Source organism: Pseudomonas sp. P39-UII1, assembly GCF_039672635.1.
GTDB lineage: Bacteria > Pseudomonadota > Gammaproteobacteria > Pseudomonadales > Pseudomonadaceae > Aquipseudomonas.
In genome coordinates this window covers 1-25065 of sequence record NZ_JBDFPP010000009.1, presented here as the reverse complement: position 1 = coordinate 25065, position 25065 = coordinate 1, and the positions used below count along the sequence as shown (strand labels likewise).

The following is a 25065-nucleotide window of genomic DNA, read 5'->3' as shown; positions in this document are numbered from 1 at the left end:
GCAGCACGGAATTATTGTTGTGTTGCCAGAGCATCGGCCTAGGTCGGGGAAACTTGATGGGTGGAAAATGCTGACTTGGCTGTCAGAAAATTCGCGATAACAACGCCGTGACGGCCGTTTCCACGCGCAGAATGCGTTCACCCAGCTGCACCGGCGCCAGACCTGCCTTGCCCAGCAGTTCGACTTCGTAGGGGATCCAGCCACCTTCCGGGCCAATCGCCAACGTTACCGGCCCTTCGACTGCGCGCGGGCAGGCAGGGTAGGGGCCCGGGTGGCCGACCAGGCCGAGGGTCCCATCGGCGATGGCGGGCAGGCGGTCTTCGACGAACGGTTTGAAGCGTTTCTCGATGATTACCTCGGGCAGCACCGTGTCGCGGGCCTGTTCCAGGCCCAGAATCAAGTTCTCGCGGATGCTCTCGGGGGTTAGAAAGGGCGTCTGCCAGAAGCTTTTCTCGACTTTGTAACTGTTGACCAGCACCAACCGCTGTACGCCCAGGGTGGCGACGGTCTGGAACAGCCGGCGCAGCATCTTTGGTCGCGGCACGGCCAGCACCAGGGTCAGCGGCAGTTTGGCGGGCGGCGGCTGGTTGAAGCCGACTTCAAGTTCGGCTTCGTGCTGCTCCAGGCGCACCACCGTGGCGTTGCCCATCAGGCCGTTGATACGGCCCACGCGCAGGCTGTCGCCCACCGCCACACGGTGGATTTCCAGCATGTGGGTAAAGCGCCGATCGGCAAGGACGACACGGTCGGCCGAGACGAAGTCGGCCTCTTCAAGAAGCAACAGGTTCACGGTTGGGTCGCTGGCGGCTGGTCGTTGTGGTCGTTCGCCGCTTCATCATCGCGGTGGCTGCGCTTGCGGATCAGGCTGCCACACAGCACACCGATTTCGAACAGCAGCCACATGGGCACGGCGAGCAGGGTCTGCGAGAAGATGTCTGGCGGGGTGAGGATCATGCCGACCACGAAGCAGCCGATGATCACGTAGGGGCGGATTTTCTTCAGGTATTGCACATCGACCACGCCGATCCACACCAGCAGCACCACCGCCACCGGTATTTCGAAGGCGACGCCGAAGGCGAAGAACAGGGTCATGACGAAATCGAGGTAGTTGGCGATGTCGGTCATCATCGCCACGCCTGCCGGTGTGGCAGCGGCGAAGAATTTGAACATCAGCGGGAACACCAGGAAGTAGGCGAAAGCCATGCCGGCGTAAAACAGGAAGATGCTCGATACCAGCAGCGGAATGGCGATGCGTTTTTCGTGGCGGTACAGCCCCGGGGCGATAAAGCCCCAGATCTGCTGCAGGATGAACGGGATGGCCAGGAACAGCGAGACGATCATGGTCAGCTTGAACGGCGTCAGGAACGGCGAGGCCACATCGGTGGCGATCATCGTTGCGTTGGCTGGCAAGTGGTCGCGCAGGGGCGCCGAGACCAGGGTGTAGATCTGCTGGGCGAAAGAGAACAGCCCGGCAAAGATCAGGAAGATCGCGGCGACGCAGCGCAACAGGCGCGTGCGCAGTTCGGTCAGGTGCGAGACCAGCGGCATGGGCTGGTCGTCTTGCGGTTTTTCGCTCATGGGGCTCGCGGCGGTTGAGGCTGTTCGGGCTGCTCGGGCGCAGTGGCCGGCGCTACAGGTGCTACCGGCGCTGGCGTTGGCGTGGCGGCAGGCTGCTCGGTAACCGCAGCGGCTGGCGGCGGGGCTGGCGGCGTCAGCGGGTTGAGGATGCGCTTGGCTTCCTGTTCCATCTGCAGGATGTGCTCATTGTGCAACTGACGGCGGATGTCGTCGGCGCCGATTTCGCGCTCGACCTCCATCTTGATGGCGTTGAAGCTGCGCTTGAGCCGGCCGACCCACAGCCCCGCAGTACGCGCGGCGCCAGGCAGGCGTTCAGGGCCGAGCACCAACAGCGCTACCAGGCCGACGAGCAGCAACTCGCTGAAGCTGATGCCGAACATGGCTCAGTCTTTCCGCTGCGGCTCTTGGACCGGCTGGGCCTGGCCCTCGATGGTGTGGCCCTGCGGCTGCGGCTGCGGCTGCTGCGGCGCGGCGGCGTGCGGCTGAGTGGTGTGTACCGGTGGAATCGGCTGGGCTGGCGGCGGGGTCTGCTCGGCCGGCTTGGTCTCTTCGTCGTTCATGGCTTTACGGAAGCCCTTGATCGATTCGCCCAGGTCTCCACCCAGGTTTTTCAGCTTCTTGGTGCCGAACACCAGCACGACGACGACCAGCAGGACGATCCAGTGTTTCCAGTCAAAAATACCCATGGTGCTCTCCTAGAATGCTATTCGGTCAGGCCGAGGGCTGGCGCGCGGCTTTTTCATCGTGCCCGGAGAGGCCGAAACGGCGCTCCAGTTCATCGAGCACGGCTTGTGGATGCTGGCCCAGTGCGCTGAGCATGACCAGGCTATGAAACCACAGGTCGGCGGTTTCATAGATGACATCGCTGTAATCCTTGCTGGCCTCGGCGTCCTTGGCAGCAATGATGGTTTCGACGGACTCTTCGCCAAGTTTCTCGAGGATCTTGTTCAGGCCCTTGTGGTACAGGCTGGCCACATAGGAGCTGTCGGGTGCCGCATGCTTGCGTTCTTCGAGCACTTCGGCCAGGCGGTTGAGGGTATCGCTCATGTCAGTGTCCTGCGCTGTAGATGGCATCCGGGTCTTTCAACACCGGGTCGACGGTTTTCCACTGGCCGTCTTCGAAGACGCGGTAGAAGCAGCTTTCACGGCCGGTATGGCAAGCGATATGGCCCAGTTGCTCGACCATCAGGATGATCACGTCGGCATCGCAGTCCAGGCGCATCTCGTGCAGCTTCTGCACATGGCCAGATTCCTCGCCCTTGCGCCACAGCTTGCCACGGGAGCGTGACCAGTAGATGGCACGATGCTCGGCGGCAGTCAGTGCCAGCGACTCACGGTTCATCCAGGCCATCATCAGTACGCGTCCGGTCTTGTGGTCCTGGGCGATCGCCGGTACCAGGCCATCGCTGTTCCACTTGATCTCGTCCAGCCAGTCTTTCATCGTCGACTCCAAAGCCGGGCCCGCTCCTGTACCGGGCCCCTTGCGCTAGTGTGCCAGCCAGCAGCGCGGCTGGCTATTGGCGCACGATCAGGTAAAGGCCGGCAGCCACCATCAGCCAGGCCGGCCAGGCAGCTGGGGCTGCCAGGCTGGCGGCCTCGGCAGCACCGGCGGCCAGCACCGCACCGCCACCCAGCAGGCCGGCACCCAGCAGGCGCAGCGCCCAGCGGTCGCCCTGGCGGCGGCGCTCTGGCAGTTGTGGGTCGTGCAGGTGCGGCTGCGACAGGCGTTCGAGCAGGTCGCGGGTCATGTCGGCCAGGTGCGGCAGTTGTTCCACCTGGCTGTGCAGGTTGCCGAACACGGCTTTGGGGCTGTAGCGCTCGCGCATCCAGCGTTCGAGGAACGGCTTGGCGGTGCTCCACAGGTCGAGGTCGGGGTAGAGCTGACGGCCCAGGCCTTCGATGTTGAGCAGGGTCTTCTGCAGCAGCACCAGCTGGGGCTGCACCTCCATGTTGAAGCGCCGGGCAGTCTGGAACAGGCGCATCAGCACCTGGCCGAAGGAAATATCTTTCAACGGTTTTTCGAAGATCGGCTCGCACACGGTGCGGATGGCGGCCTCGAATTCATTGACTTTGGTGTGCGCCGGTACCCAGCCCGAGTCGATGTGCAGCTCGGCAACGCGGCGGTAGTCACGCTTGAAGAAGGCGAACAGGTTGCGCGCCAGGTAGTCCTGGTCCTCGGCGGTGAGGCTGCCGACGATGCCGCAGTCGATGGCGATGTACTGCGGGCTCCACGGCTTTACCGTGCTGACGAAAATGTTGCCGGGGTGCATGTCGGCATGGAAGAAGCTGTCGCGGAACACCTGGGTGAAGAACACCTCGACGCCGCGCTCGGCCAGCAGCTTCATGTCAGTGCGCTGGTCGGCCAAGGTGGCCATGTCGGTCACCGGCACGCCGTAGATGCGTTCCATTACCAGCACCTTGGGGCGGCAAAGGTCCCAGTACACCTGGGGCACGTACATCAGCTCCGAGCCCTCGAAGTTGCGCCGCAGCTGGCTGGCGTTGGCCGCCTCGCGCAGCAGGTCGAGCTCGTCGTAGATAGTCTTCTCGTAGTCGCCGACGATTTCCACCGGGTGCAGGCGGCGGGCGTCGGCCGAGGCGCGCTCGGCGGCCTTGGCAATCAGAAACAGCCAGGCCAGGTCCTGAGCGATCACAGGTTTGAGGCCCGGGCGCACCACCTTGACCACCACCTCTTCGCCGGTCTTGAGGCGTGCGGCATGCACCTGCGCCACCGAGGCCGAGGCCAGCGGCTCGACGTCGAAGCGGCTGAACACCTGGCCGACCTTGGCGCCCAGCTGTGCTTCGATCAGCGCCACGGCCTGTTTCGGGTCGAACGGCGGCACGCGGTCCTGCAGCCCCATCAGCTCATCGGCGATGTCGGGGGGCAGCAGGTCGCGGCGGGTGGACAGCAGCTGGCCGAACTTGATGAAGATCGGCCCCAGGTCCTGCAATGCCAGGCGCAGGCGTGCACCGCGGGTGAGCTCGGACGGCTTGCGCGGCAGCCAGCGCCACGGCATCAGCAGGCGCAGGCTGCGCAGCCACCAGGGCAGCGGCAGGTCGAACAACAAGTCATCGAGGCGGTAGCGGATCACCACGCGCTGGATGCGGAAAAGACGGCGGACGGCGAGCAGCTTCATGCGTTATCGCTGGTATCAAGGGATCGGGAGAGGCGCAACAGGCGCGCCTCGAGGCGTTCTATGTCGACCTTCAAGGTGTCGAGCTCGCTGAAGGCGGCCTCGGCTTCGCGCTTGCCCACCAGGGTGCGCGACTCTTCGGCCAGGTATTCGGACAGGTTCTGGCTGAAGCGTGCCAGGCCCTGGCGGGTCCAGCGTGCGCGCAGGCGAATGTGGCCTGCCAGCAGCGCCGTGGCGACCGGGCCGAGCCAGCGTTGCAGCTCGTGCTCCCAGTCCAGCTCCAGGTCTTGCAGCACGCCGAACAGGTCGAGCAGCACGGCGCTGTCGCCATGCAGTTCGACCTGCGGGCTGTGCAGCACGGCGGTCTTGTCCCTGGCCAGGGCCAGTTGCGCCAGGCTGCCGGCCGGTGCACGCAGGCTGCAGTCCACCTCGCCCTCCCAATGGGCGGCGAGCATCAGGCCTTCTTCATCGGGCAGGATGAAGACCTGCAGGGCCGGCTGACGGCAGTCGATTTCGATGACCTTGCCTTCCAGCGCGGCCAGCCGCGGCAGGGCCGTGCTGTCCATGCGCAGGACGCGGTTCAGGCCATGTTCGACGCTGGCGAGCAGCCCTGCCAGCAGCATCAGGGCTTGATTCCCCGGTGCACGGCGACGATGCCGCTGGTCATGTTGTGGTAGGTGACGCGGTCGAAACCGGCCTCGACCATCATGCTCTTGAGGGTTTCCTGATCCGGGTGCATGCGGATCGATTCGGCGAGGTAACGGTAGCTTTCCGAGTCATTGGTGATGAGCTTGCCGGCCAGTGGCATGAAGGCGAACGAGTAAGCGTCGTAGGCTTTGGACATGAGCTTGTTGGTCGGCTTGGAGAACTCTAGGATCAACAGGCGGCCACCGGGCTTGAGCACGCGCAGCATCGAGCGGATCGCTTCGTCCTTGTGGGTGACGTTGCGCAGGCCGAAGGCGATGGTCACGCAGTCGAAGTGGTTGTCCGGAAACGGCAGCTTTTCAGCGTCGGCCTGGACGAACTCGATGTTGCCGGCCACGCCACGGTCGAGCAGGCGGTCACGGCCGACTTTGAGCATCGAATCGTTGATGTCGGCGAGCACCACTTGACCGGTTGGGCCAACCAGGCGCGAGAACTTGGCGGCCAGGTCGCCGGTGCCACCGGCGATGTCCAGCACGCGGTTACCGCTGCGCACGCCCGACAGCTCGATGGTGAAGCGCTTCCACAAGCGGTGCATGCCGCCGGAAAGCACGTCGTTCATCAGGTCGTACTTGGCGGCCACCGAGTGGAATACCTCGGCGACTTTCTTTGCCTTCTGGCTCTCGGGGACGTCCTGGTAGCCGAAATGAGTGGTGGGTTCGGCGTGTTCGCCTTTGCGCTGGTCGTTCATATCGCTTCACCGGAAAAAATTACCGCCATTCTAGGGCGAACGGGCGGATTTGTCTTGGCGGGGTGTGCCAGTGGGCAGCGGCGGGCATAATGCCAATTATGTCTTCATCTTCAGGAACACCCGCATGACCCAGATCAGCGTCGAACGCAAACACTCCCTAGGCCGCGAGGCCGCCCGCGCCAAGGCCGAAGCGCTGGTCGACAAGCTCAGCCGTGAGTACGACCTCAAGGCCACCTGGAACGGCGACCGCGTGGACGTGGCGCGCAGTGGCGCCAATGGCAGCGTGCACATTGGCGACGACAGCATCCGCGTCGAATTGAAGCTGGGCATGATGCTGTCGATGATGAGCGGCACCATCAAGGGTGAAATCGAGCGGGCGCTGGACAAGGCACTGGCCTGACGCCCTCTGTAGTCAGTTGTCGGGGAAAGGAATCACGCCTTCGATCTGCTCTAGGCGCAGGTCGCCCCGGTAGACATGGATCCGCTCTGCCGGGTCGCGGGAGCGCTCCAGCTTTTCCTCGCGGCTCATGGCCCGGGGTTCCCAGAACTTCAAATGGGCCTTGGCAAACCTGCGAGCCGCGGCTTGGGCACTGGTGTAGTGAAAGTGCGCTTCCCAGAGCATCTGCTTGGGTTGCTTGCGAAAAATGCTGTAGACATCCAGGTAGTCGTCGGCGTTGAGCCGCTTGCGCGCCTTGCTCAGGGTTATCTCGATCTGGCCTTGCTCATGAAGGTAGCGCAATGCCTTGCTGTCCGGATGCCGCGTGTTGAAGTAGGCGTCGGTAAGCAAGCGGCGCTTTTCAGCCTGCAGCGCCTCGACCGCCTCGTTCAGTTGCCCTGCGAGGGCCTGGCCCTCGGCCGGACCGGCCGTCAACTGCCGGGCGATGTCGTCCATGTCCTGGATCTGCCAGTCCATCAGGTCTGCCAGGCTGTTGGGTTCATTCGAATAGCGGGCGGCCAGGGCGAGCTTGCCAGCCTTCTGCGCAAGCAGGCTGGCGCCGACGCGGCGAAGGTAGGCGTTGCTACGCAGGGGGGCGGCGCTGGGTACCGGTTCCCACTGCTCGCCACGCTGCTGGTACTGGACGGTCTGCTGGGTGACAGGGTCGCTCTGCGTCGCCAGGTGCCCTTCTTCGGTGTCTTCGGCCAGGATCGTTCTACCCTGCACGGTGCGGATCAGCTTGCGTCTGCCTGGGCGCCCGCGGTAGGTCAACTGCCTGGGCTGGGCGGGCATGCCGCCTTGGCGGGCGAGCAGGGCGTTGCTCAAGTCATGCTCGGCCGCTGACTTCAAGGCCGTTACCTCGCCTATGTACTGCTCCAGGCGTGCAGTATCAAGTGCCGGCTCGTTCAATGACAGCAGGTAGTTGGCCTTGCCAAGCGAAGCCTGGTACTCGCGTACGGCATTGCCGAGGATTTCCGCTTGCTCTTCGGCGGGCAGGTTCGCCGCTGCCAGGCCATCGTGGCTCAGCAGTGCCGCCTCGAAGCCGCGATCGCGCAGGCTTGCTTGCATGCGCAGCAGTTCGTCGAAGTTTTCGCCGGTCAGTTGCTCCCTGTTCACTACCAACTGGGCCAGATCGCTGATCACCTGGCCGCGGGTGATGACGGTCGAGTAGTGGCGCTGGCCAATGATTTTTTCCAGCTTCGCCGGTTTGTCCTTGAACTGCAGGGTGGAGTCGGCCAGGGCGTGTGCGATGTTCTGGTCCAGGCGTTCACTGACCGTGAGTACGCGCTTGTGAGTGGCGTGCGCCGCTGCCAGGTTGTCGCGGTACGCAAGGTACAGCAACCCTTGTTCCTGGCCGAACGGTAACTTGACCAGTTGCGCCGACTGTTGCCTCAGGACCTCATAGTCGGTGAGGTCGAGCAGGCGGTGGAACAGATGCAGGTCGGTGTCGAGCAGTTGTTCCGCCCACTGACTGCGGCCCAGGGCCGATGTGCTCCGTGGGTCGAGCCTGGCGAAGCGCGGCTCGCTCATCTGGGTGAACAGCCTGACTTGCGAGGCCAGCAGGTCGGCCTGCTTTTCATAAGTCAGCGAGATGATCAGCAAATGCGGCCGGATCTCGTTGCGCATGGTCTGCACCGTGCGCAACTGTTCCTGCAGCGTTTCTGGCAGGTCGCCGCGGGCGATACCCGGGTGTTCGCGCAGCGCTCGCCTGACTTCCCGCGCGGCCTCGTCGTAGGGTTTGCTCAGTTCCAGGTACCTTTCGATGAAGGTCTCGTTCTTCAGGATCGCCTGGTCGTTGCGTTTTCGCTGTTCCTGCAGGGCAACAATCGCGGTTCGGTTCTCATCCACTACCTCCTTGCGTGACCTGGGCATGCCGCCCGCCAGCCGCAGGTCGATCATCCATTCGCCGTTCCAGCGGGTCAGCCAGGGCCCTCTGCTGCGTTCGCGCCCGACGATGTGGTAGCCATCCCAGGCACCGCCAAGCGCCTGCCAGTCGCCTGCACTGGTATCGGGGCCGATGATGCGCAGGCCGGTGTAGGTGTCTTCGACCTCGTAGGTGGTGGCCTCGAGCTTCACGTAATAGCGCTCGTCGACCTTGTACAGCCCGCGCAGGCGCCCTTGCTGCTGCGCCGCCAGCCCTTGCAGGTCAACACTGGCACGCATTTCGAGCAGGGCATTGCGCGCCGCGCTCGGAAGGTTGCCGATGCGTTGGTTATTGCCCCAGGCGCTTACCTTGCAGGGGGTGGGCCCAGGCAGCTGGGACGGGTCTTGCCAGGCCCTGGCCTGGGGCTGTTCCTGTCGCGCCGCACTGCCGGCCTGGCGAGGCGATGGGCCACCGAGGTACAGCTCAGCCTTTTCCGGCTGTACCCGTTGCGGCGGTGCCATGTCATGAACGTGAACCAGCAGCAGGGCGATATTGGCCAGCAGGTCGGAGGCGGCCAACGCCTTCTCCTCCAGGCTGCCTGTGGCTAGCGCTGGCAGGTCGGTTTCAAGGCTGACCACTGTGCCGACCAGCCAGATCACCGTAGCCGCAGGCCCGCGCAGCAGCGTTGTCACCGTGTTGAACGCCATCCAGCCAAGTTGCACCACCATCGCCCAGCGCAGCTGGGCATTGGAGACACTCTGGCGCGAAGCCAGCAGCACCATCGCTTCGGCATGGGATTGAAGCAGCTGGGTGGGCAGATCGTCCGACCAGGCAGCGAAGGCCAGGTTGGCTGGCGCACGCAACTGCTCCAGGGCGTGTTCGGTCAGCACCGTGCCGGCCCCCAGCAAGTCGGCCAGTTCAGACAGCTGCGGGTGCAGGTGGGGCCGGGTGAACCCTCCGTTGTCATAGATTGGGCGGTCCGCGTCATCCAGCCAGGCGAGGATGCTTTGTTGCAGTTCGCCAGGCGCGCGGATGTCGGCCATCAACAGTGCTTCGCTGGTGTATGCCAGCAGTCTGCGGCCGGCGGCCAGCGGGCGATAGAGGACCCAAATGCGTGGTTGTGCGACCACGATCACGAACATGCCATGCACCCGGTTGGCACGGCTGGCGCCCGGTGCGCAATGGAATGCCAGCGGGGCTACGCTGACTGGCGCGGTGGCCGTTGTCGTGTCACGGCAGAACAGCATCAATGCCTGGCAGGCCTGTTCGCCCAAGCGCCCCTCGATCCTGGCCTGGAGGGCGTCCAGCAGCAGGCTGCTGCGCCATTCACTGGCGAAGCGCTGGATACGCTGGTCACGGTCGATCGGGTCCTGCAGCTTTTCGCGGATGTACAGGGGATAGGTGCCACCCACGTCCACCGTGCTCACCAGCCGATTGATGTAATCGAGGTTCAGCCAGTCTTCGACCGGTTCTGTGCCATTTGCAGTCACTGCAGTGGCGACTTCATGCTGGTTCGCTTGCAGGCGCGAGATAGCCAGTTCGGTCAGGGACACGGTCTTGAGCGGGGCCAGGATCGCTGGCCCGGTGGACGATATCTCGACCACTTGCGAAATCGAGATGAGCAGTTGATCGGGGGCTGGCACTGCCTTGCCGGGGTGGTGCGCTCTCATTTGCTCGCCTAGGCGCCGGGCGGCGTAGTGCTGCAGGTCCTCGAAGTCGTCGTGGGCTGTCGTTGCTGCTGTCAGCGCCTGGCGAGCGGACAGCGCCAGCATCGCCCGGTGGTAGTCGAAGCGGTCACTGGTGCTGGCTTGGGTTAGCCAGGCTGGCAGCGGGATGGCCGGCGCCTGCCGGGCGATGCAGGTGTGCTCCGGGAAGGCCACGGAGGGGTCGCAGAGCTGGCTGTAAAGGCGCTCCAGGTCGTCGACGCGTGCGATCCCGCATAGCTGTACGCGTTCGATGGCCTGCAAGACACCGTTCAGCAACTGGCAGGCCTGGTAGCGGAACGCATTTCCCTCTACCGGCTTGCAGGCCCAGGCCAGCGTGTCGAAACCGTAGTGGTCGGCGAGTTCGTCGCGCAAGGCCAGGGCGAAGGTGGATAAATCGTCGAAGCTGCGTACCGTACCCGAAGGTTTGCACCAGAGCACCAGCCTGTTCTCGTTGCGCTCCGCGATCATGAGCAGGTCCGCAGATACCAGGTGATGTGCCTCGCCCCCTTGTTGCAATGTCACTTGCAGGCCCTCCATGGCGGGTGCACTGCTGTCTTCGGCTACACAGGCGTACAACAGGCGTTTCGCATCGATGGGCAGGCCCTGGCTTTCGAGTTCACTGAGCAGTGCAGCCTTGATCATCTGCTCCAGCCAGCGCAAACGTGACACACCCGAGTCGGCTTCGCAGCCATTCCAGAAACTCACCTGCGCCTGCTGAAGCGCCACGGTGAGCGTCGTCAGCATGTCGTTGAACGCCCGGCCCACAACATCCATACGCAGGTCGATGGTGGGCGCTTGCGGCTGCGGGCGAAAGACCGCTGGCGGCTTCAGGCTGAATTGGTCGGTGGGGGCCAATGACAGGGGTGTGCTGCCAAGGAAGTGCGTAAGCAGCGTGTCGATCAGGTCACTTTGCCGAGCCGCGCCGTCATCTGTCGGCGCATGCACAATGGCCATACCTTCGAGCGATCGTAGCCCGGGATGATTGCTGCGGATCCACGGATAACGGTCTACCAGCACCTCGAAAGCGGCGTGGGCCATGACGCTGCGCAGGGTGGGGCGTTCGGCGAAGTGGGTGGCCACCCTTTGCCTGTACGAGTTGAGGGGGGTGGAAAACGAGTCGGGCATTGCAGCGGCGCTCCGTGGGTCAGGGAGGCCGATGCTTGCTCGCGCTGCCAGGCGGGCGGTGGTAGATAGGTAAAGGTGCGCCTGTTGCAACGCAGTAGGTTCCCCGCACAGGCACTTCGTCTGCAAAGCCTAGGGTGAAGATTCTAATTTTGCTCATTACCTTATGCTCAAGCCCAACCTTCATGGGCGGTTCTCCTCCACTCATGAGCATGAGGTACAGAGCATGGCCAAAGTGAATGTGAAGAAAAAGGAAGACGCCCAGAGCACGTTGGGCGAGGTGCGCGGTTATGCGCGCAGGATCTGGCTGGCAGGCATTGGCGCCTACGCCCGTGTTGGCCAGGAAGGCTCCGAGTACTTTCAGGAGCTGGTGAAAGCCGGTGAAGGCGTCGAGAAGCGTGGCAAGAAACGTATCGACAAAGAGCTCGATGCCGCTAACAACCAGATCGACGAAGCCGCTGAAGAAGTCAGTCGCGTACGCGGCAAGGTCGAGATTCAACTCGACAAGATCGAAAAAGCTTTCGACGCACGGGTAGGTCGCGCCTTGAATCGCCTCGGCATTCCGTCTAAACATGACGTTGAGGCGTTGTCCATCAAGCTTGAACAGCTGCATGAGCTGCTCGAGCGCGTCGCGCACAAACCATAAGGAGAGCAGGATGGCTGGCAAGAAGAATTCCGACAAAGAAGGCAGCTCCTGGGTCGGTGGGATCGAGAAGTACTCCCGCAAGATCTGGCTGGCAGGGCTGGGTATCTACTCGAAAGTCGACCAGGACGGCCCGAAGCTGTTCGACTCGCTGGTGAAGGATGGCGAGAAGGCCGAGAAGCAGGCGAAGAAGGCTGCAGAAGATGTGGCCGACAGCGCCAAGTCTTCGACCACCTCGCGCGTGTCCGGCGTGAAAGATCGCGCATTGGGCAAGTGGAGCGAACTCGAAGAGGCCTTCGACAAGCGCTTGAACAGCGCCATTTCGCGCCTTGGCGTGCCGAGCCGCAATGAGATCAAGGCGCTGCACCAGCAGGTTGATAGCCTGACCAAGCAGATCGAGAAACTGACCGGGGCTTCGGTCACGCCAATCTCGTCGCGCGCCGCTGCGGCCAAGCCTGCAGCCAGCAAGACTGCAGCCAAACCGCTGGCCAAGGCAGCTGCCAAGCCTGCAGCAAAAACGGCGGCGGCCAAGCCTGCGGCCAAACCAGCGGCCAAGACTGCTGCGGCCAAACCCGCGGCGAAACCTGCAGCCAAGCCAGTTGCTGCCAAGCCTGCAGCAAAACCTGCTGCTGCAAAAAAACCTGCGGTGAAAAAGGCACCGGCCAAGCCGGCAGCCGCCAAGCCGGCAGCACCGGCGGCCAGTGCCGCACCGGCCGCTACCGCGGCGCCAGCGCCAAGCGCGGCACCTGCCAGCAACGCACCGTCGGCACCAGTGGCTACCGGCACGCTGATCTAACAGCGGCGCGGGGCTCTTCGCGGGGCAAGCCCGCTCCCACAGGTACAGCGCTGATTCGGCAATCGGCGCTGTACCTGTGGGAGCGGGCTTGCCCCGCGAAGAAGTCACTGCCGGTTCAGCAGGCTACTTACCCCTCCAGATACCGCACCGCCAACTGCTCCGCCGCCCCCCGCGCCTGGGCCTGCAAATGCGGCGCCACCAGCATCATCACCTGATACACCACAATCCCCACGTCGCCCTCACGCCCCAGCACCCGCTGGTAGTCCAGGGAGAACATCAGCGTCAGGGTGATCTGTTCCACCAACTGCCCCAGCGCCTGCGTTTCACTGACCACCTGCCCCTGGCCCTTGAGGCTGGCCAGCAACGCAGCCAGCGTGCGCTTGAGCGCGTTGATCAGGCTGCGCATGCCGCGCGCCAACTTGGGCAGGCGCCCCGTGAGGTTCGACAGGTCCTGGAACAGGAAGCGGTATTGAGCCATGTGCTCGACGATCAGATGCAGGAACAGCCAATAGTCTTCGGCATCCAGGCGCACTTCCAGGGGCGGGTCCAGCAGCGGCATCAGTGCCTCTTCGAAACGCTCGAACAGGCCGATCACCAACGGTTCCTTGCCGTGGAAGTGGTAGTACAGGTTGCCCGGGCTGATGCCCAGTTCGTTGGCAATCTCCAGGGTCGAAACGTTGGGCTCGCCCTGCTGGTTGAACAGCTGCAGGGCGCATTCGAGGATACGGTCGCGGGTCTTCATCCAGTCGTTGTGCTCATCGGGTCAGGACATAGGTGCCTGGCGCGGGGCCCAGCGGTGGATAAGTCGCGTTACCCAGCTCCACGCGGGGCGCCTTCAGCGGGCCGGAGCGCGGGGTGATCCACTCCAGCCACAGCGGCCACCAGCTGCCGTCGCTGCGCTGGGCATCGTGGAACCAGGCCCGCGGGTCGCTGGAAAGCTTGGGGTTGTCCAGGTAAAAGGCCTTGGGGTTGCCTGGCGGGTTGATGATGCTTTGGATATGCCCGCTGTTGGCCAGCACGAAACGACGCTCGCCACCCAGCAGCAGGGCCGAGCGGTACACCGCGTCCCACGGGGTGATGTGGTCGTTGCTGCCTGCCACGGTAAAGCTGTCCAGGTCGACCTGCTTGAGGTCGATGGGGGTGCCGCAGACCTCCAGCCCGTTCGAGTGGGTCAGCGGGTTGTGCTTGAAGAAGTCCAGCAGGTCGCCATGCAGCGCGGCCGGCAAGCGCGTGCTGTCGGCGTTCCAGTAAAGGATGTCGAAGGCCGGTGGCGTCTTGCCGAGCAGATAGTTGTTGACCCAGTAGTTCCAGATCAGGTCGTTGGGCCGCATCCAGGCAAAAATCCGCGCCACTTCGCCGCCGTCCAGCACGCCACGCTGGTATGAGCGGCGCTTGGCCGCCTCGATGGTCTGCTCATCGGCGAACAGGCTGGCGGGGCTGTCGAACTTGCTGTCGAGCAGGCTGACCAGGTAAGTGGCGCTGCGCACCCGGCGCAGCTGGTGCTTGGCCTTGAGGTGGCCCTGCAGCGCGGCCATGGTCAGGCCCCCGGCGCAGGCGCCCATCAGGTTGGGGTCGCGGTTGCCGCTGATGCTGCGGCAGGCGTTGAGTGCTTCTTCCAAGGCCTGTACGTAGCTGGACAGGCCCCATTCGCGGTGGCGCGGGTCGGGGTTGCGCCAGCTGACCATGAACACCTGCAAACCGTTCTTGAGCATGTACTGGACGAAGCTGTTGGTCGGCTGCAGGTCGAAGATGTAGTACTTGTTGATCTGCGGTGGCACCACCAGCAACGGCCGGGCATGCTGTTTTTCGCTCATGGGCTTGTACTGGATCAGCTCCAGCAGCTCATTGCGAAACACTACAGCGCCTGGGGTTGTAGCCAGGTTGCCACCGACTTCGAAGGCACGCTCGTCCACCTGGCGCGGCAGGCCGTCGTTGTGGCGCAGGTCGTCGAGCAGGTGGGCCACGCCACGCACCAGGCTCTGGCCACCGGTATTCAACAGCTCCTTGACCGCCAGCGGGTTGAGCAGCGAGTTGCTCGGCGCGAGGGCGTCGTTGATCAGGTTGAACAGGAAATGCGCGCGGGCCCGGTCGTCGGCGTCCAGGTGGCTTTCATCGATCCACAGGCGGGTCTGCTTCTGCCACGCCAGGTAGGCCTGCAGGCCGCGGCGATAGAACGGGTTCTGGCTCCATGTCGGGTCGTTGAAGCGTGCATCGCGGGGGCTCGGCTGATACGGGGTGTCGCCGAGCATCACCCGGCCCAGCTGGCCGCTCAGCGCCAACAGATGGCGGGCGGTGTGCAGCGGGTTGCGCAGACCATGGCGGCCGACATTGCGCAGTGTCGAGATCAGGTCGCGACCGCGCAGGCCGAGCATCGCGTTCTGCACGTTCATGCTGGTGGCGGGAAGCGTTGTCGTTCCTTTGGCCGGTTTGTCTTTCATGGCAGCACTCCTTCGTCAAGCCACGGTCAGCTCAGAACGACAGCAACCAGCACCCTAGCCGCCGGAGGCTGGGCGGGGGTGCATGACTGCACGCTGACGTTCTTGCTGGAGGAACTTCATGATGATCGGGGCGACGGCCTCGGCCCGGGTGATCAGGAACAAGTGACCGTCGTCGATAATGTGTAGCTGGGCATTGGGAATTCGCCAGGCCAGCAGGCGCATGTTGATCAGCGGGATCAACGGGTCGTCGTCACCGGCCAGCACCAGGGTGGGCTGCTGGATCTTGTGCAGCCAATGGATGCTGGTCCAGCCCAGGCCGGCGAACAGCTGCCAGTAGTAGCCCAGTTTGCCGCCCGAGCGCACCTTGGATGCGTGGTGCATGGCCAGGTCGGGGTCGCGGCGAAAGCCACCGCCGTAGATCAACGGGGCGATGCGAATCACGTGCGACGGCTGAACGTATCGACGCGGGCTGGCCATCATCCACAGCACCTTGGGCTTGCCTGGCACCATCACCGCACCGGCGGCGGTGGCGGCCAGCACCAGCTTCTTGCAGCGCTCCGGGTAGTCGTGGGCGAACTGCTGCGCCAGGGCGCCACCCCAGGACACACCGATCACATTGACCTGCCCGTAATCCAGGTAATCGAGCATGCGCGCGGTCAGCTTGGCCAGGCCCGGGAAGCGGTAAGGGTGGCGCGGAGTGGAGGAGCCACCCACGCCCGGCACATCGAAGGCGATGACTTCCAGGTCGGGGTCGAGCGCCTCGATGAACGGGAATACCAGCTCCAGGTTGGCGCCGATGCCGTTGAAGATCAGCAGTGGCGTCAGGTGCGGCTTGCCCGGACGGACGGCGGTACGAATGGACTGGTCGTCCAGCTCGACGGTCCTGAATATGTAGGGTGGCGGCATGCGCGTGACTCTGATGTGGATGAAGCGCCGTGGCCCCTCCATGGGCGCCACGGCGTTACAACTCAACGTTCGTGAACGTAAGTCCCCGGTGCAGCTTCACCTGCGGCATAGGCGCGGTTGCCGAGGCGCACAGGGGCCTTTTTCAGGTCACCGGCACGCTCGCCCAGCCAGCTCTGCCAGTGCAGCCACCAGGAGTCGGCATGCTTGTCGGCGTTCTCCTGCCAGGCCAGCGGGTCGCCCGGGCGGTCGGCGCCGGTCATGAAGCGCGACTTGGGGTTGCCCGGCGGGTTGAGGATGCTCTGAATATGGCCGCTGTTGGACAGCACGAACTCGATCTTGCCGCCGAACAGGTGCGCCGAGCGGTAGCACGACTGCCACGGGGTAATGTGATCGTTGGTGCCGGCGACGCTGAAGATGTCGCACTGCACCTTCTTCAGGTCGATCGGCGTGCCGCACACTTCCAGTGCATCGGAACGGGTCAGTGGGTTGTTCTTGAACATTTCGATCAGGTCGCCGTGGAAGGCGGCGGGCAGGCGCGTGGTGTCGTTGTTCCAGAACAGGATGTCGAACACCGGCGGCTCGTTGCCGAGCAGGTAGTTGTTGACCCAGTAGTTCCAGATCAGGTCGTTGGGGCGCATCCAGGCGAACACCTTGGCCATGTCGCTGCCCTCGAGCACACCGGCCTGGTAGGAATGGCGCTTGGCCGATTCGAGGGTCTGCTCGTCGACGAACAGGGCGACCTGGGTGTCCAGGGTGGTGTCGAGCACGCTGACCAGCAGGGTCAGGGCATTGACCTTTTTCTCGCCCAGCGCCGCATAGTGGCCGACCAGCGCCGTGCAGGTGATGCCGCCGGAGCAGGCACCGAGCATGTTCAGGTCCTTGCTGCCGGTGATCGCCAGCACCGCGTCGACCGCTTCCTTGAGCGCGTCGATGTAGGTCGACAGGCCCCACTCGCGCTGAGCCTTGGTCGGGTTGCGCCAGCTGATGATGAAGGTCTGCTGATGGGAGCGCAGGCAGAAGCGCGCCAGGCTCTTTTCCGGGCTCAGGTCGAAAACGTAGAACTTGTTGATCTGGGGCGGTACCACCAGCAGCGGGCGGGCATGCACCTGCTCGGTGATGGGGCTGTACTGGATCAGTTCGAGCACATCGTTGCGGTACACCACGGCGCCTTCACTGGTACCCAGGTTCTTGCCCACTTCGAAGGCGTCCATGTTTACCTGGCTGGGCATGCCGCCGTTGTTGACCACGTCCTTGGCCAGGTTGGACAGGCCGTCGAGCAGGCTCTTGCCGCCGGTCTCGAAGAACCGTTTGACTGCCGCCGGGTTGGACAGGGTGTTGGTCGGTGCCATGGCTTCGGTCATCAGGTTGATGACGAACTGGCCGCGGCTGATGTCCTGGGGGGACAGGTCGCTGTTACCGATCCAGTCCTGCAGCTCCTTGCGCCAGGCCAGGTAGGTTTGCAGGTAGCGGCGATACAGCGGGTTCTTGCTCCAGGCCGGGTCCTGGAAGCGACGGTCGTCGCCCTCGGGGGCCAGGCTCGACTTGCCCAGCAGCACGTTCTTCAGCTCCAGGCCGAAATGCGCCACGTGCTTGGCGCTGTGCAGCGGCTGGCGCACGGCCTGGCGCAACACGGTACGGGCAGAGCTCAGCAGATCCTTGCGGCGGATGCCAATGACCGGGTTCAGGCCCAGGGTGTTGTCCGAGGCTTGCCGCTGCAACTCATCGTTGTTCTTGCTACTCATCTACGACGCTCCGTTGTCCTGAGACGAGTACCGGTTTGCTGTGGCAAACGCACAGTCGACAGCCCGGTACTGCTACTCGGGTGACCAGTGATAAGGAACAGCGGTGCTGCGGGCCGGATGCATTCGGCGATGAGCTGCGGGGGAATCTGCGTGTGAAGACTGCCTGCTTTCGCTCGCGACCTCTACAAACCGGCCTGGCCCTGATTGCCTGGAAAGCAATGCAGGGAACTTGCCAGCTCCATTGGTAACCCGACTTCATGTAATGCGCAAGACAGCGCTTGAAAGAGCTGTCTGTAAGGCATTCAAACAGATGAGATTAGAAAATGCGCTCTAACTCTTGGAAGGCCTGACCTAGAGCATCAGTTTAACCACCGATTCGGCAGGATCGCGGGCTTTGCCAGCCTTGTGCAATTCATCGAGGTACTCGGCCCAGAGCTGCTCCTGGCGCAGGCACAGCTGCTCGAGGTACTCCCAGGTGAACAGGCCGCTGTCGTGGCCGTCGTCGAAGGTCAGTTTCAGTGCGTACTGGCCGGCAGGCTCAAGGCCGGAGAGGCCGACGTTGATCTTGCCAAATTGCAGGATGGGATTGCCGTGGCCCTGCACTTCGGCGGAAGGGGAGTGCACGCGCAGGAATTCGGCGGGCAGGTGGTAGACCTCGTCGGGGCCGTAGGTGAGGCTGAGGGTCTTCGAGGCTTTGTGCAGGTTGATGGCGGTGGGCAGACGGGCCATGGGCTGAATCTCTGGTTAGCTGATAATGCAAGCTTCGAGAGATTCCCGCCTTTGTGCAAGGGCCTGCTTCGCAGCCCAATCGCCGGCAAGCCGGCTTCCACAATGTCCGCAGCACTGCTGAACCCTGTGGGAGCCGGCTTGCCGGCGATTGGGCCGCGAAGCGGCCCCTTCAGTCTTACAGGATGTAACGCGACAGGTCTTCGTTCTGCGCCAGCTCACCCAGGTGGCTGTTCACATAAGCGGCATCGATCTGGATCGGTGCTTCGTCATGTGCACTGGCCAGGTCACCGGCACTGAACGATACCTCTTCGAGCAGGCGCTCGAGCAGGGTGTGCAGGCGGCGGGCACCGATGTTCTCGGTCTTCTCGTTGACCTGGTAGGCGATCTCGGCCAGGCGCTTGATGCCGTCGGCCTGGAACTCGATGTTAAGCCCCTCGGTCTTGAGCAGCTCGCGGTATTGCTCGGTCAGCGAAGCGTGCGGCTCCTGCAGGATGCGCTCGAAGTCTTCCGGGGTCAGTGCCTTGAGTTCGACACGGATCGGCAGGCGGCCTTGCAGTTCAGGCACCAGGTCGCTCGGCTTGCTCAGGTGGAACGCGCCGGAGGCAATGAACAGGATGTGGTCGGTCTTGACCATGCCCAGCTTGGTGTTGACGGTGCAGCCCTCGATCAGCGGCAGCAGGTCGCGCTGCACGCCTTCGCGGGATACATCGGCCCCGCCGACGTTGCCACGCTTGGCAACCTTGTCGATTTCATCGATGAACACGATACCGTGTTGCTCGACCGCTTCCAGGGCCTTGGCCTTGAGGTCGTCGTCATTGACCAGGCGGCTCGCTTCTTCGTCGCGAACCATCTTCAGCGCTTCCTTGACCTTCAGCTTGCGCGCTTTGCGCTTGCCCTTGCCCATGTTGGCAAACAGGCTCTGCAGCTGGTTGGTCATCTCTTCCATGCCGGGCGGCGCGGCGATTTCGACGCCGGCGGTGTCGGCAACTTCGATCTCGATTTCCTTGTCGTCCAGCTGGCCTTCACGCAGGCGCTTGCGGAACAGCTGGCGGGTGTTGGAATCGCTGCTGGTCTGTGCGGCTTCTTCGCTGAAGCTGGTCACCCGGGCCTGCGGCAACAGGGCATCGAGGATACGGTCTTCGGCGGCATCCTCGGCGCGGTGGCGCACGCGGATGATTTCCTGCTCACGCAACATCTTCATGGCCGCGTCGGCCAGGTCGCGGATGATCGACTCGACATCGCGGCCAACGTAGCCCACTTCGGTGAACTTGGTCGCTTCGACCTTGAGGAACGGCGCATTGGCCAGCTTGGCCAGGCGGCGGGCGATTTCGGTCTTGCCGACGCCGGTGGGGCCGATCATCAGGATGTTCTTCGGGGTGACCTCGGCACGCAGCTCGGCAGGCAGCTGCATGCGCCGCCAGCGGTTGCGCAGGGCAATGGCCACGGCGCGCTTGGCGTCGTCCTGGCCGATGATGTGGCGGTTGAGTTCGTGGACGATCTCGCGGGGGGTCATGGACATGATGAAAATGGTCCTCGAGCAGAGCAATCAGTGTGGAAAAGTCCCGCTCTGGGCGGGACGCCAAAACAACTGATCAGTCGGCCAGGTCCTGCTCCTCGATGGTCAGGTTGTGGTTGGTGAACACGCAGATGTCACCGGCGATGTTCAGGGCTGTCTCGGCGATTTCACGGGCCGAGAGGTCGGTCTTGTTCAGCAGGGCGCGGGCTGCGGCCTGGGCGTAGGCGCCGCCGGAACCCATGGCAATCAGGCCGTCTTCGGGCTCGACCACGTCGCCGTTGCCGGTAATGATCAGCGATGCATCCTTGTTGGCCACGGCCAGCATGGCCTCCAGGCGGCTCAGGGAGCGGTCGGTACGCCATTCCTTGGCCAGTTCGACAGCGGCACGCACCAGGTGGCCCTGGTGTTTCTCAAGCTGCCCTTCGAAGCGCTCGAACAGGGTGAATGCATCGGCGGTGGCACCGGCGAAGCCAGCGATGACCTGGCCGTGGTACAGGCGACGAACCTTTTTGGCGTTGCCTTTCATCACGGTGTTGCCGAGGGATACCTGGCCGTCGCCGCCCATGACGACTTTGCCGTTACGGCGGACAGAAACGATGGTGGTCAAGGGGGAGTCTCCACGCAGCGGGGCAAAATTGCCTGATGCAGACTCATATGGGGGTGGGGGGAAGGATTTCAACCGGGAGGGATGAATGGTTGGTGGATGTCTGTGCTGGCCTCATCGCCGGCAAGCCGGCCCCCACGCAGGTTTTAGCGCTGCAAATCCCTGTGGGAGCCGGCTTGCCGGCGATGAGGGCCGTGGGGCCTACTCAGCTCTCGTGGCAGACATGGCCATCGACCAAGGTATAACGCACCGCCCCAGGCAGGCAGTGGCCGATGAACGGGCAGTTGTCGCCGCGCGAGAACCACTGTTCACCGGCAACGGTCGAGGCCTTGGCATCGAACAGCACCAGGTCAGCTGCTGCACCTACCTTCAGCTCACCCGCCGGCAGGCGCATGGCCGCCGCAGGGCCGCTGGTCAGGCGAGCCAGCAGGGTTGGCAGGTCGAGCAGGCCGTCGTCAACCAGGGTCATGGCCAGTGGCAACAGCAGTTCGACGCTGCTGATCCCAGGCTCGGTGGCGCCGAACGGTGCCAGCTTGGCATCGCGCTCGTGCGGCTGGTGGTGGCTGGAGATCGCCTGGATCACGCCCGACTTGACCGCCTGGCGCAGGCCTTCGCGGTCGGCGCTGCTGCGCAGTGGCGGCTGCACGTGGTACAGGCTGGAGAACTCGCGCAGCGACTCGTCGGTGAGGATCAGCTGGTACAGGGCAACGTCGGCAGTGACCGGCAGGCCAAGCTGCTGGGCTTGTTCGATCAGCCGCGCACCACGGGCGCTGGTGATCTGGGTGAAGTGCGCGCGCACGCCGCTCTGCTCGACCAGCAACAGGTTGCGGGCCAGGGCCACGGTCTCGGCACTTTCGGGGATGCCGGGCAGGCCGAGGAAGCTGGCCATGGCGCCTTCGTGGGCCAGGCCACCCTGGGCCAGGTCGCGGTCCTGGGAGTGGAACACCACGGTCAGGTCGAAAGTGGCAGCGTATTCCAGGGCGCGGGCCAGGGTACGGTTGTTGGGGATTTCCTTCAGGCCGTTGCCGAAGGCCACGCAGCCGGTGTCGCGCAGGGCCACCAGCTCGGCCAGCTGCTCGCCTTCCAGGCCTTTGGTCAGGGCGCCGATCGGGTACACCTTGCTGTTGCTGGCTTCACGGGCACGGTCGAGGATCAGCTCGGCCACTGCCGAGGTGTCCAGCACCGGCTTGGTCTGCGGCGGGCAGCACAGGCTGGTGACGCCACCGGCCACGGCGGCGCGGGTTTCGCTGGCGATGGTGCCTTTACGGCTGTAACCCGGCTCACGCAGGGAGACACCGAGGTCGACCAGGCCTGGCGCGGCGATCAGGCCGTCGGCCTGGAGGGTACGGCTGGCGCTGAAACCGGCTGGGGCCGCGCCGATCGCGGCAATACGGCCGCCATCCAGGTGCAGGTCGGTGACCTGGTCCAGGCCACTCTTGGGGTCGATGACCCGGGCGCCAAGAATGCTGAGGGTCACTGGGCGTTCTCCTGGTCGAATTGACGTTGCGCGTTCTGCCCGCTCATGGCCATGGACAGTACCGCCATGCGCACGGCGATGCCGTAGGTAACCTGATTGAGGATCACCGAGTGTTTGCCGTCGGCAACCGCCGATTCGATTTCCACGCCGCGGTTGATCGGCCCTGGGTGCATGACGATGGCGTCAGGCTTGGCGCCGGCCAGGCGCGCGGTGGTCAGGCCGAACAGGCGGTAGAACTCGCCTTCGCTGGGCAGCAGGCCGCCGGCCATGCGCTCGCGCTGCAGGCGCAGCATGATCACCACATCGACGTCCTTCAGGCCTTCGGCGAGGTCGGTGTAGACCTTCACGCCATATTGCTCGATGCCGATCGGGATCAGGGTTTTCGGGCCGATCACGCGGATGTCCGGGCAGCCCAGCGCCTTCAGCGCGAGCATGTCGGAGCGGGCCACGCGCGAGTGCAGGATGTCGCCGACGATCGCCACGGACAGGTTTTCGAAGCTGCCCTTGTGGCGGCGGATGGTCAGCATGTCGAGCATGCCCTGGGTAGGGTGGGCATGGCGGCCATCACCGCCGTTGATCACCGCGACATCCGGGCACACGTGTTCGGCAATGAAGTGCGCAGCACCCGAGTCGGAGTGGCGCACCACGAACATGTCGGCGGCCATGGCTTCGAGGTTGCGCAGGGTGTCGAACAGTGTTTCGCCCTTGCTGGTCGAGGAGGTCGACACATTGAGGCTGATCACGTCGGCCGACAGGCGCTGAGCGGCCAGTTCGAAGGTGGTGCGGGTACGGGTCGAGTTCTCGAAGAACACGTTGCACACGGTCTTGCCGCGCAGCAACGGGACTTTCTTGACGGCCCGGGCGCCGACTTCGAGGAACGAGTCGGCGGTGTCGAGGATCTCGGTCAGCAGTTCGCGGGGCAAACCGTCGAGCGAGAGGAAGTGGCGCAGCTGGCCCTGATCATTGAGCTGCAGCGGGCGCTTGGCGTCGATTGGCGTCATCGCGAGTGGACTCTTAAAGGGCGGAAGCGGTGGCGAGGTCCTGGCGCTCGAGGGCGAGCGGTGCGGGTCCGGTCAATTTTACCCGTTCGTGGGCGGCCAGCGACAGGGTGGCGCCAAGCACGTTGGGGCGGATCGGCAATTCGCCGGCATCCAGGTCCAGCAGGCAAACCAGCGTCACGCTGGCCGGGCGGCCGTAGTCGAACAGTTCGTTGAGTGCGGCGCGGATGGTGCGGCCGCTCATCAGTACGTCGTCGATCAGCACCAGGTGCTGGCCTTCGACCTCGAACGGCAGCTCGGAGGGGCGCACTTGCGGGTGCAGGCCGTTCTGGCTGAAGTCGTCGCGGTAGAAGGACACGTCCAGGGTGCCCAGCGGGCTTTCGTCGGCCATTTCCTGCTGCAGGGCCTGGGCTACCCAGACACCGCCGGTGCGAATGCCGATGAAGCGCGGTTCGGTGATGCCGCGGCGGGCCAGATGGGCGCGTAGGTCGACAGCCATCTGCCGGATCAGGTCGGCGGGATTGGGTAGGCTCATTGCGTGCTCCTAGGGGGGCGCCGGGTTGGCCCGACGGCAAAGCGGAAAGTTAGGTGTTGGCCTCCAGCCAGCCTTGCAGCAGCAGGGCAGCGGCGATGGCATCGACCGGGTTGTCACGGTAGCTGCCGCGCTGGCCGCCGCGGGCCATGCGCTCGCCCTTGGCCTCGAAGGTGGTCAGGCGTTCGTCGTGGGTGTGCACGGGCAGGTTGAAGCGGCCATTGAGGCGGCGGGCGAACTTCTCGGCGCGGGCGCTCATTTCGCTGGGCGTGCCGTCCATGTTCAGCGGCAGGCCGACGACGATGGCATCGGGCTTCCACTCGGTGATCAGTTTTTCCACCTGGGCCCAGTCCGGCACGCCGTTCTGCGCCTTGAGGGTGCACAGCTCGCGGGCTTGGCCGGTGATCACCTGGCCGACGGCCACGCCGATCTGTTTGCTGCCGTAGTCGAAGCCCAGCAACAGGCGTAGTTCAGCCATCAGGCGTGGCCCGCCTGGCTGGTCAGCAGGCTGAGGTTGATGCCCAGGCTGCTGGCGGCGGCGCCGAGGCGCTGCTCGCTGGCCATGCCGAAGAGGATGTCAGGGTCGAACGGGCAGTTGAGCCAAGCGTTGTCGGCGAGTTCCGCTTCCAGTTGGCCCGCTTCCCAGCCGGCGTAGCCCAGGGTGATCAGGCTCTGTTTGGGGCCGACCCCTGCGGCAATCGCAAGCAACACATCCTGCGATGTGGTCAGCGACAGCCCTTCCAGGGCCACGGTGGCCTGGAAGCTGCATTCGCTGCTGTGCAGCACGAAGCCGCGGTCGGTCTGCACCGGGCCACCCTGGTAGATGGGCACCTGCAAGGTACTGGCCGGTGGCTCCTCGTCCGGGCGCAACTGCTCGAGAATGTCCGCCAGGTTCAGCTCCTGAGGTCGATTGACCACCAGGCCCATGGCGCCATTGGCGTTGTGCTCGACGATATACGTGAGGGTCTGGGCGAAGTTCGGGTCGGCCATGTGCGGCATGGCGATCAGGAACTGATGCTTGAGGTAGCTCGGGGCGAGGGTTTTCATGAGGGATAGTGTGGCGCCAGGTGGCGAGGCTGACAAGGTGGTTGTGTGTCGCCTGGCGTGCGCATGTCGACAGGTTTCAGGTGTCTGCGAGATCGAGCGCCGCCCGCGCGGCGCATCGCGGCTAAAGCCGCTCCTACATTTGTTGCAACGTACCATGGCCTGATAGGCCATAGTTGTCAGCCTTGTTGGCACGCCGCGATATCCCGGCTGGCGCTGCCGGCGACCCACCCGTCTTCAGCCATGCGCCAAGGCGAACAACCATGGCCTGGCTGAAACGGCGCGTTGCAACAAATGTAGATACCGTCTTGACCCTCACCCTGCAAGAGCGATTTTGGGGTCAAACGGTATCCCCGACTTCACCACCCCGTAAACCAGGTGCAGCAGCTTGCGCATCGCCGCGCAAACGA

25 protein-coding genes are annotated in these 25065 nt (G+C 64.1%); 3 read left to right on the top strand and 22 right to left on the bottom strand.

Translation table 11 applies throughout. The features are described 5' to 3' along the window. Window positions 1-82: 82 nt before the first annotated feature. The 9 genes from ABEH27_RS13605 to ubiE all read right to left on the bottom strand — a co-directional run bounded on the left by ABEH27_RS13605 (window position 83) and on the right by ubiE (window position 6102). Entirely contained in the window at window positions 83-790 is a 708-nt protein-coding gene (locus ABEH27_RS13605; RefSeq protein ID WP_346614084.1) for a 16S rRNA (uracil(1498)-N(3))-methyltransferase, read from the bottom strand. Further along, on the bottom strand, window positions 787-1578 hold the full coding sequence (gene tatC / locus ABEH27_RS13600; protein ID WP_346614083.1) for a twin-arginine translocase subunit TatC: 792 nt from the start codon (window positions 1576-1578) through the stop codon (window positions 787-789). Before tatC ends, ABEH27_RS13605 begins: the two co-directional genes overlap by 4 nt. After that, complete coding sequence (tatB, locus tag ABEH27_RS13595; protein WP_346614082.1) at window positions 1575-1958, bottom strand: Sec-independent protein translocase protein TatB; 384 nt, start codon at window positions 1956-1958, stop codon at window positions 1575-1577. The genes tatC and tatB overlap by 4 nt, the downstream gene beginning before the upstream one ends. Before the next feature lie 3 nt (window positions 1959-1961). Beyond that, a complete protein-coding gene (locus tag ABEH27_RS13590) occupies window positions 1962-2264 on the bottom strand; it encodes a twin-arginine translocase TatA/TatE family subunit (RefSeq protein WP_346614081.1) in 303 nt (100 codons plus the stop codon). Window positions 2265-2289: 25 nt separating this feature from the next. Next, a complete protein-coding gene (locus ABEH27_RS13585; RefSeq protein WP_346614080.1) occupies window positions 2290-2625 on the bottom strand; it encodes a phosphoribosyl-ATP diphosphatase in 336 nt (111 codons plus the stop codon). A gap of 1 nt (window position 2626) precedes the next feature. Further along, window positions 2627-3019 carry a phosphoribosyl-AMP cyclohydrolase gene (gene hisI / locus ABEH27_RS13580; RefSeq protein WP_050707261.1) on the bottom strand — a complete coding sequence of 131 codons (393 nt, stop codon included), beginning with the start codon at window positions 3017-3019 and terminating at the stop codon, window positions 2627-2629. A gap of 73 nt (window positions 3020-3092) precedes the next feature. Next, window positions 3093-4712, bottom strand: coding sequence for a ubiquinone biosynthesis regulatory protein kinase UbiB (ubiB, locus tag ABEH27_RS13575; protein ID WP_346614079.1), 1620 nt, complete (start codon window positions 4710-4712; stop codon window positions 3093-3095). Continuing rightward, a complete protein-coding gene (locus tag ABEH27_RS13570) occupies window positions 4709-5332 on the bottom strand; it encodes an SCP2 sterol-binding domain-containing protein (protein WP_346614078.1) in 624 nt (207 codons plus the stop codon). The genes ubiB and ABEH27_RS13570 overlap by 4 nt, the downstream gene beginning before the upstream one ends. Continuing rightward, the gene (ubiE, locus tag ABEH27_RS13565; RefSeq protein ID WP_016712431.1) at window positions 5332-6102 is read right to left on the bottom strand and encodes a bifunctional demethylmenaquinone methyltransferase/2-methoxy-6-polyprenyl-1,4-benzoquinol methylase UbiE; all 771 of its coding nucleotides are present in this window, start codon (window positions 6100-6102) and stop codon (window positions 5332-5334) included. The genes ABEH27_RS13570 and ubiE overlap by 1 nt, the downstream gene beginning before the upstream one ends. A gap of 124 nt (window positions 6103-6226) precedes the next feature. Here ubiE and ABEH27_RS13560 point away from each other — a divergent pair, with 124 nt between their 5' ends. Further along, the gene (locus tag ABEH27_RS13560) at window positions 6227-6502 is read left to right on the top strand and encodes a polyhydroxyalkanoic acid system family protein (RefSeq protein WP_033701930.1); all 276 of its coding nucleotides are present in this window, start codon (window positions 6227-6229) and stop codon (window positions 6500-6502) included. Between the two features lie 12 nt (window positions 6503-6514). On the opposite strand, the gene ABEH27_RS13555 is transcribed toward ABEH27_RS13560, so the two are convergent. Beyond that, the gene (locus ABEH27_RS13555; RefSeq protein WP_346614077.1) at window positions 6515-11233 is read right to left on the bottom strand and encodes a hypothetical protein; all 4719 of its coding nucleotides are present in this window, start codon (window positions 11231-11233) and stop codon (window positions 6515-6517) included. Between the two features lie 223 nt (window positions 11234-11456). Between ABEH27_RS13555 and ABEH27_RS13550 the strand changes: the two genes are divergently transcribed. After that, entirely contained in the window at window positions 11457-11876 is a 420-nt protein-coding gene (locus ABEH27_RS13550; RefSeq protein ID WP_346614076.1) for a phasin family protein, read from the top strand. 10 nt (window positions 11877-11886) lie between these two features. After that, window positions 11887-12669 (top strand): phasin family protein, encoded by a 783-nt coding sequence (locus tag ABEH27_RS13545; protein WP_346614075.1) that lies wholly within the window; start codon window positions 11887-11889, stop codon window positions 12667-12669. Window positions 12670-12796: 127 nt separating this feature from the next. On the opposite strand, the gene ABEH27_RS13540 is transcribed toward ABEH27_RS13545, so the two are convergent. The 12 genes from ABEH27_RS13540 to ABEH27_RS13485 all read right to left on the bottom strand — a co-directional run bounded on the left by ABEH27_RS13540 (window position 12797) and on the right by ABEH27_RS13485 (window position 24658). After that, entirely contained in the window at window positions 12797-13411 is a 615-nt protein-coding gene (locus tag ABEH27_RS13540) for a TetR/AcrR family transcriptional regulator (protein WP_346614074.1), read from the bottom strand. 13 nt (window positions 13412-13424) lie between these two features. Next, window positions 13425-15107 (bottom strand): class II poly(R)-hydroxyalkanoic acid synthase, encoded by a 1683-nt coding sequence (phaC, locus tag ABEH27_RS13535; protein ID WP_346614073.1) that lies wholly within the window; start codon window positions 15105-15107, stop codon window positions 13425-13427. Window positions 15108-15161: 54 nt separating this feature from the next. Further along, window positions 15162-16013: a poly(3-hydroxyalkanoate) depolymerase gene (phaZ, locus tag ABEH27_RS13530; RefSeq protein WP_346614072.1), complete on the bottom strand. Its 852-nt coding sequence runs from the start codon at window positions 16011-16013 to the stop codon at window positions 15162-15164. Window positions 16014-16075: 62 nt separating this feature from the next. Beyond that, entirely contained in the window at window positions 16076-17755 is a 1680-nt protein-coding gene (gene phaC, locus ABEH27_RS13525; protein ID WP_346614071.1) for a class II poly(R)-hydroxyalkanoic acid synthase, read from the bottom strand. Window positions 17756-18106: 351 nt separating this feature from the next. Beyond that, entirely contained in the window at window positions 18107-18484 is a 378-nt protein-coding gene (locus tag ABEH27_RS13520; RefSeq protein WP_346614070.1) for a DUF971 domain-containing protein, read from the bottom strand. 175 nt (window positions 18485-18659) lie between these two features. Continuing rightward, window positions 18660-20003 (bottom strand): ATP-dependent protease ATPase subunit HslU, encoded by a 1344-nt coding sequence (hslU, locus tag ABEH27_RS13515; RefSeq protein WP_346614069.1) that lies wholly within the window; start codon window positions 20001-20003, stop codon window positions 18660-18662. 73 nt (window positions 20004-20076) lie between these two features. After that, window positions 20077-20607 carry an ATP-dependent protease subunit HslV gene (gene hslV / locus ABEH27_RS13510; protein ID WP_003249309.1) on the bottom strand — a complete coding sequence of 177 codons (531 nt, stop codon included), beginning with the start codon at window positions 20605-20607 and terminating at the stop codon, window positions 20077-20079. A gap of 202 nt (window positions 20608-20809) precedes the next feature. Then, window positions 20810-22081 carry a dihydroorotase gene (locus ABEH27_RS13505; RefSeq protein WP_346614068.1) on the bottom strand — a complete coding sequence of 424 codons (1272 nt, stop codon included), beginning with the start codon at window positions 22079-22081 and terminating at the stop codon, window positions 20810-20812. Then, window positions 22078-23082, bottom strand: a complete 1005-nt coding sequence (locus tag ABEH27_RS13500) for an aspartate carbamoyltransferase catalytic subunit (RefSeq protein ID WP_008099987.1) — start codon at window positions 23080-23082, stop codon at window positions 22078-22080. Before ABEH27_RS13500 ends, ABEH27_RS13505 begins: the two co-directional genes overlap by 4 nt. Window positions 23083-23095: 13 nt before the next feature. Next, on the bottom strand, window positions 23096-23614 hold the full coding sequence (gene pyrR, locus ABEH27_RS13495) for a bifunctional pyr operon transcriptional regulator/uracil phosphoribosyltransferase PyrR (protein ID WP_346614067.1): 519 nt from the start codon (window positions 23612-23614) through the stop codon (window positions 23096-23098). Between the two features lie 49 nt (window positions 23615-23663). Next, window positions 23664-24089, bottom strand: coding sequence for a Holliday junction resolvase RuvX (ruvX, locus tag ABEH27_RS13490; protein ID WP_346614066.1), 426 nt, complete (start codon window positions 24087-24089; stop codon window positions 23664-23666). Beyond that, window positions 24089-24658, bottom strand: a complete 570-nt coding sequence (locus ABEH27_RS13485; RefSeq protein ID WP_346614065.1) for a YqgE/AlgH family protein — start codon at window positions 24656-24658, stop codon at window positions 24089-24091. Before ABEH27_RS13485 ends, ruvX begins: the two co-directional genes overlap by 1 nt. Window positions 24659-25065: the final 407 nt, after the last annotated feature.

Coding starts and splice junctions, on each gene's coding strand:
- tatC (WP_346614083.1), bottom strand. CDS start 1,578: ATGAGCGAAAAACCGCAAGACGACCAGCCCATGCCGCTGGTCTCGCAC.
- tatB (WP_346614082.1), bottom strand. CDS start 1,958: ATGTTCGGCATCAGCTTCAGCGAGTTGCTGCTCGTCGGCCTGGTAGCG.
- ABEH27_RS13590 (WP_346614081.1), bottom strand. CDS start 2,264: ATGGGTATTTTTGACTGGAAACACTGGATCGTCCTGCTGGTCGTCGTC.
- ABEH27_RS13585 (WP_346614080.1), bottom strand. CDS start 2,625: ATGAGCGATACCCTCAACCGCCTGGCCGAAGTGCTCGAAGAACGCAAG.
- hisI (WP_050707261.1), bottom strand. CDS start 3,019: ATGAAAGACTGGCTGGACGAGATCAAGTGGAACAGCGATGGCCTGGTA.
- ubiB (WP_346614079.1), bottom strand. CDS start 4,712: ATGAAGCTGCTCGCCGTCCGCCGTCTTTTCCGCATCCAGCGCGTGGTG.
- ABEH27_RS13570 (WP_346614078.1), bottom strand. CDS start 5,332: ATGCTGCTGGCAGGGCTGCTCGCCAGCGTCGAACATGGCCTGAACCGC.
- ubiE (WP_016712431.1), bottom strand. CDS start 6,102: ATGAACGACCAGCGCAAAGGCGAACACGCCGAACCCACCACTCATTTC.
- ABEH27_RS13560 (WP_033701930.1), top strand. CDS start 6,227: ATGACCCAGATCAGCGTCGAACGCAAACACTCCCTAGGCCGCGAGGCC.
- ABEH27_RS13555 (WP_346614077.1), bottom strand. CDS start 11,233: ATGCCCGACTCGTTTTCCACCCCCCTCAACTCGTACAGGCAAAGGGTG.
- ABEH27_RS13550 (WP_346614076.1), top strand. CDS start 11,457: ATGGCCAAAGTGAATGTGAAGAAAAAGGAAGACGCCCAGAGCACGTTG.
- ABEH27_RS13545 (WP_346614075.1), top strand. CDS start 11,887: ATGGCTGGCAAGAAGAATTCCGACAAAGAAGGCAGCTCCTGGGTCGGT.
- ABEH27_RS13540 (WP_346614074.1), bottom strand. CDS start 13,411: ATGAAGACCCGCGACCGTATCCTCGAATGCGCCCTGCAGCTGTTCAAC.
- phaC (WP_346614073.1), bottom strand. CDS start 15,107: ATGAAAGACAAACCGGCCAAAGGAACGACAACGCTTCCCGCCACCAGC.
- phaZ (WP_346614072.1), bottom strand. CDS start 16,013: ATGCCGCCACCCTACATATTCAGGACCGTCGAGCTGGACGACCAGTCC.
- phaC (WP_346614071.1), bottom strand. CDS start 17,755: ATGAGTAGCAAGAACAACGATGAGTTGCAGCGGCAAGCCTCGGACAAC.
- ABEH27_RS13520 (WP_346614070.1), bottom strand. CDS start 18,484: ATGGCCCGTCTGCCCACCGCCATCAACCTGCACAAAGCCTCGAAGACC.
- hslU (WP_346614069.1), bottom strand. CDS start 20,003: ATGTCCATGACCCCCCGCGAGATCGTCCACGAACTCAACCGCCACATC.
- ABEH27_RS13500 (WP_008099987.1), bottom strand. CDS start 23,082: ATGACGCCAATCGACGCCAAGCGCCCGCTGCAGCTCAATGATCAGGGC.
- pyrR (WP_346614067.1), bottom strand. CDS start 23,614: ATGAGCCTACCCAATCCCGCCGACCTGATCCGGCAGATGGCTGTCGAC.
- ruvX (WP_346614066.1), bottom strand. CDS start 24,089: ATGGCTGAACTACGCCTGTTGCTGGGCTTCGACTACGGCAGCAAACAG.
- ABEH27_RS13485 (WP_346614065.1), bottom strand. CDS start 24,658: ATGAAAACCCTCGCCCCGAGCTACCTCAAGCATCAGTTCCTGATCGCC.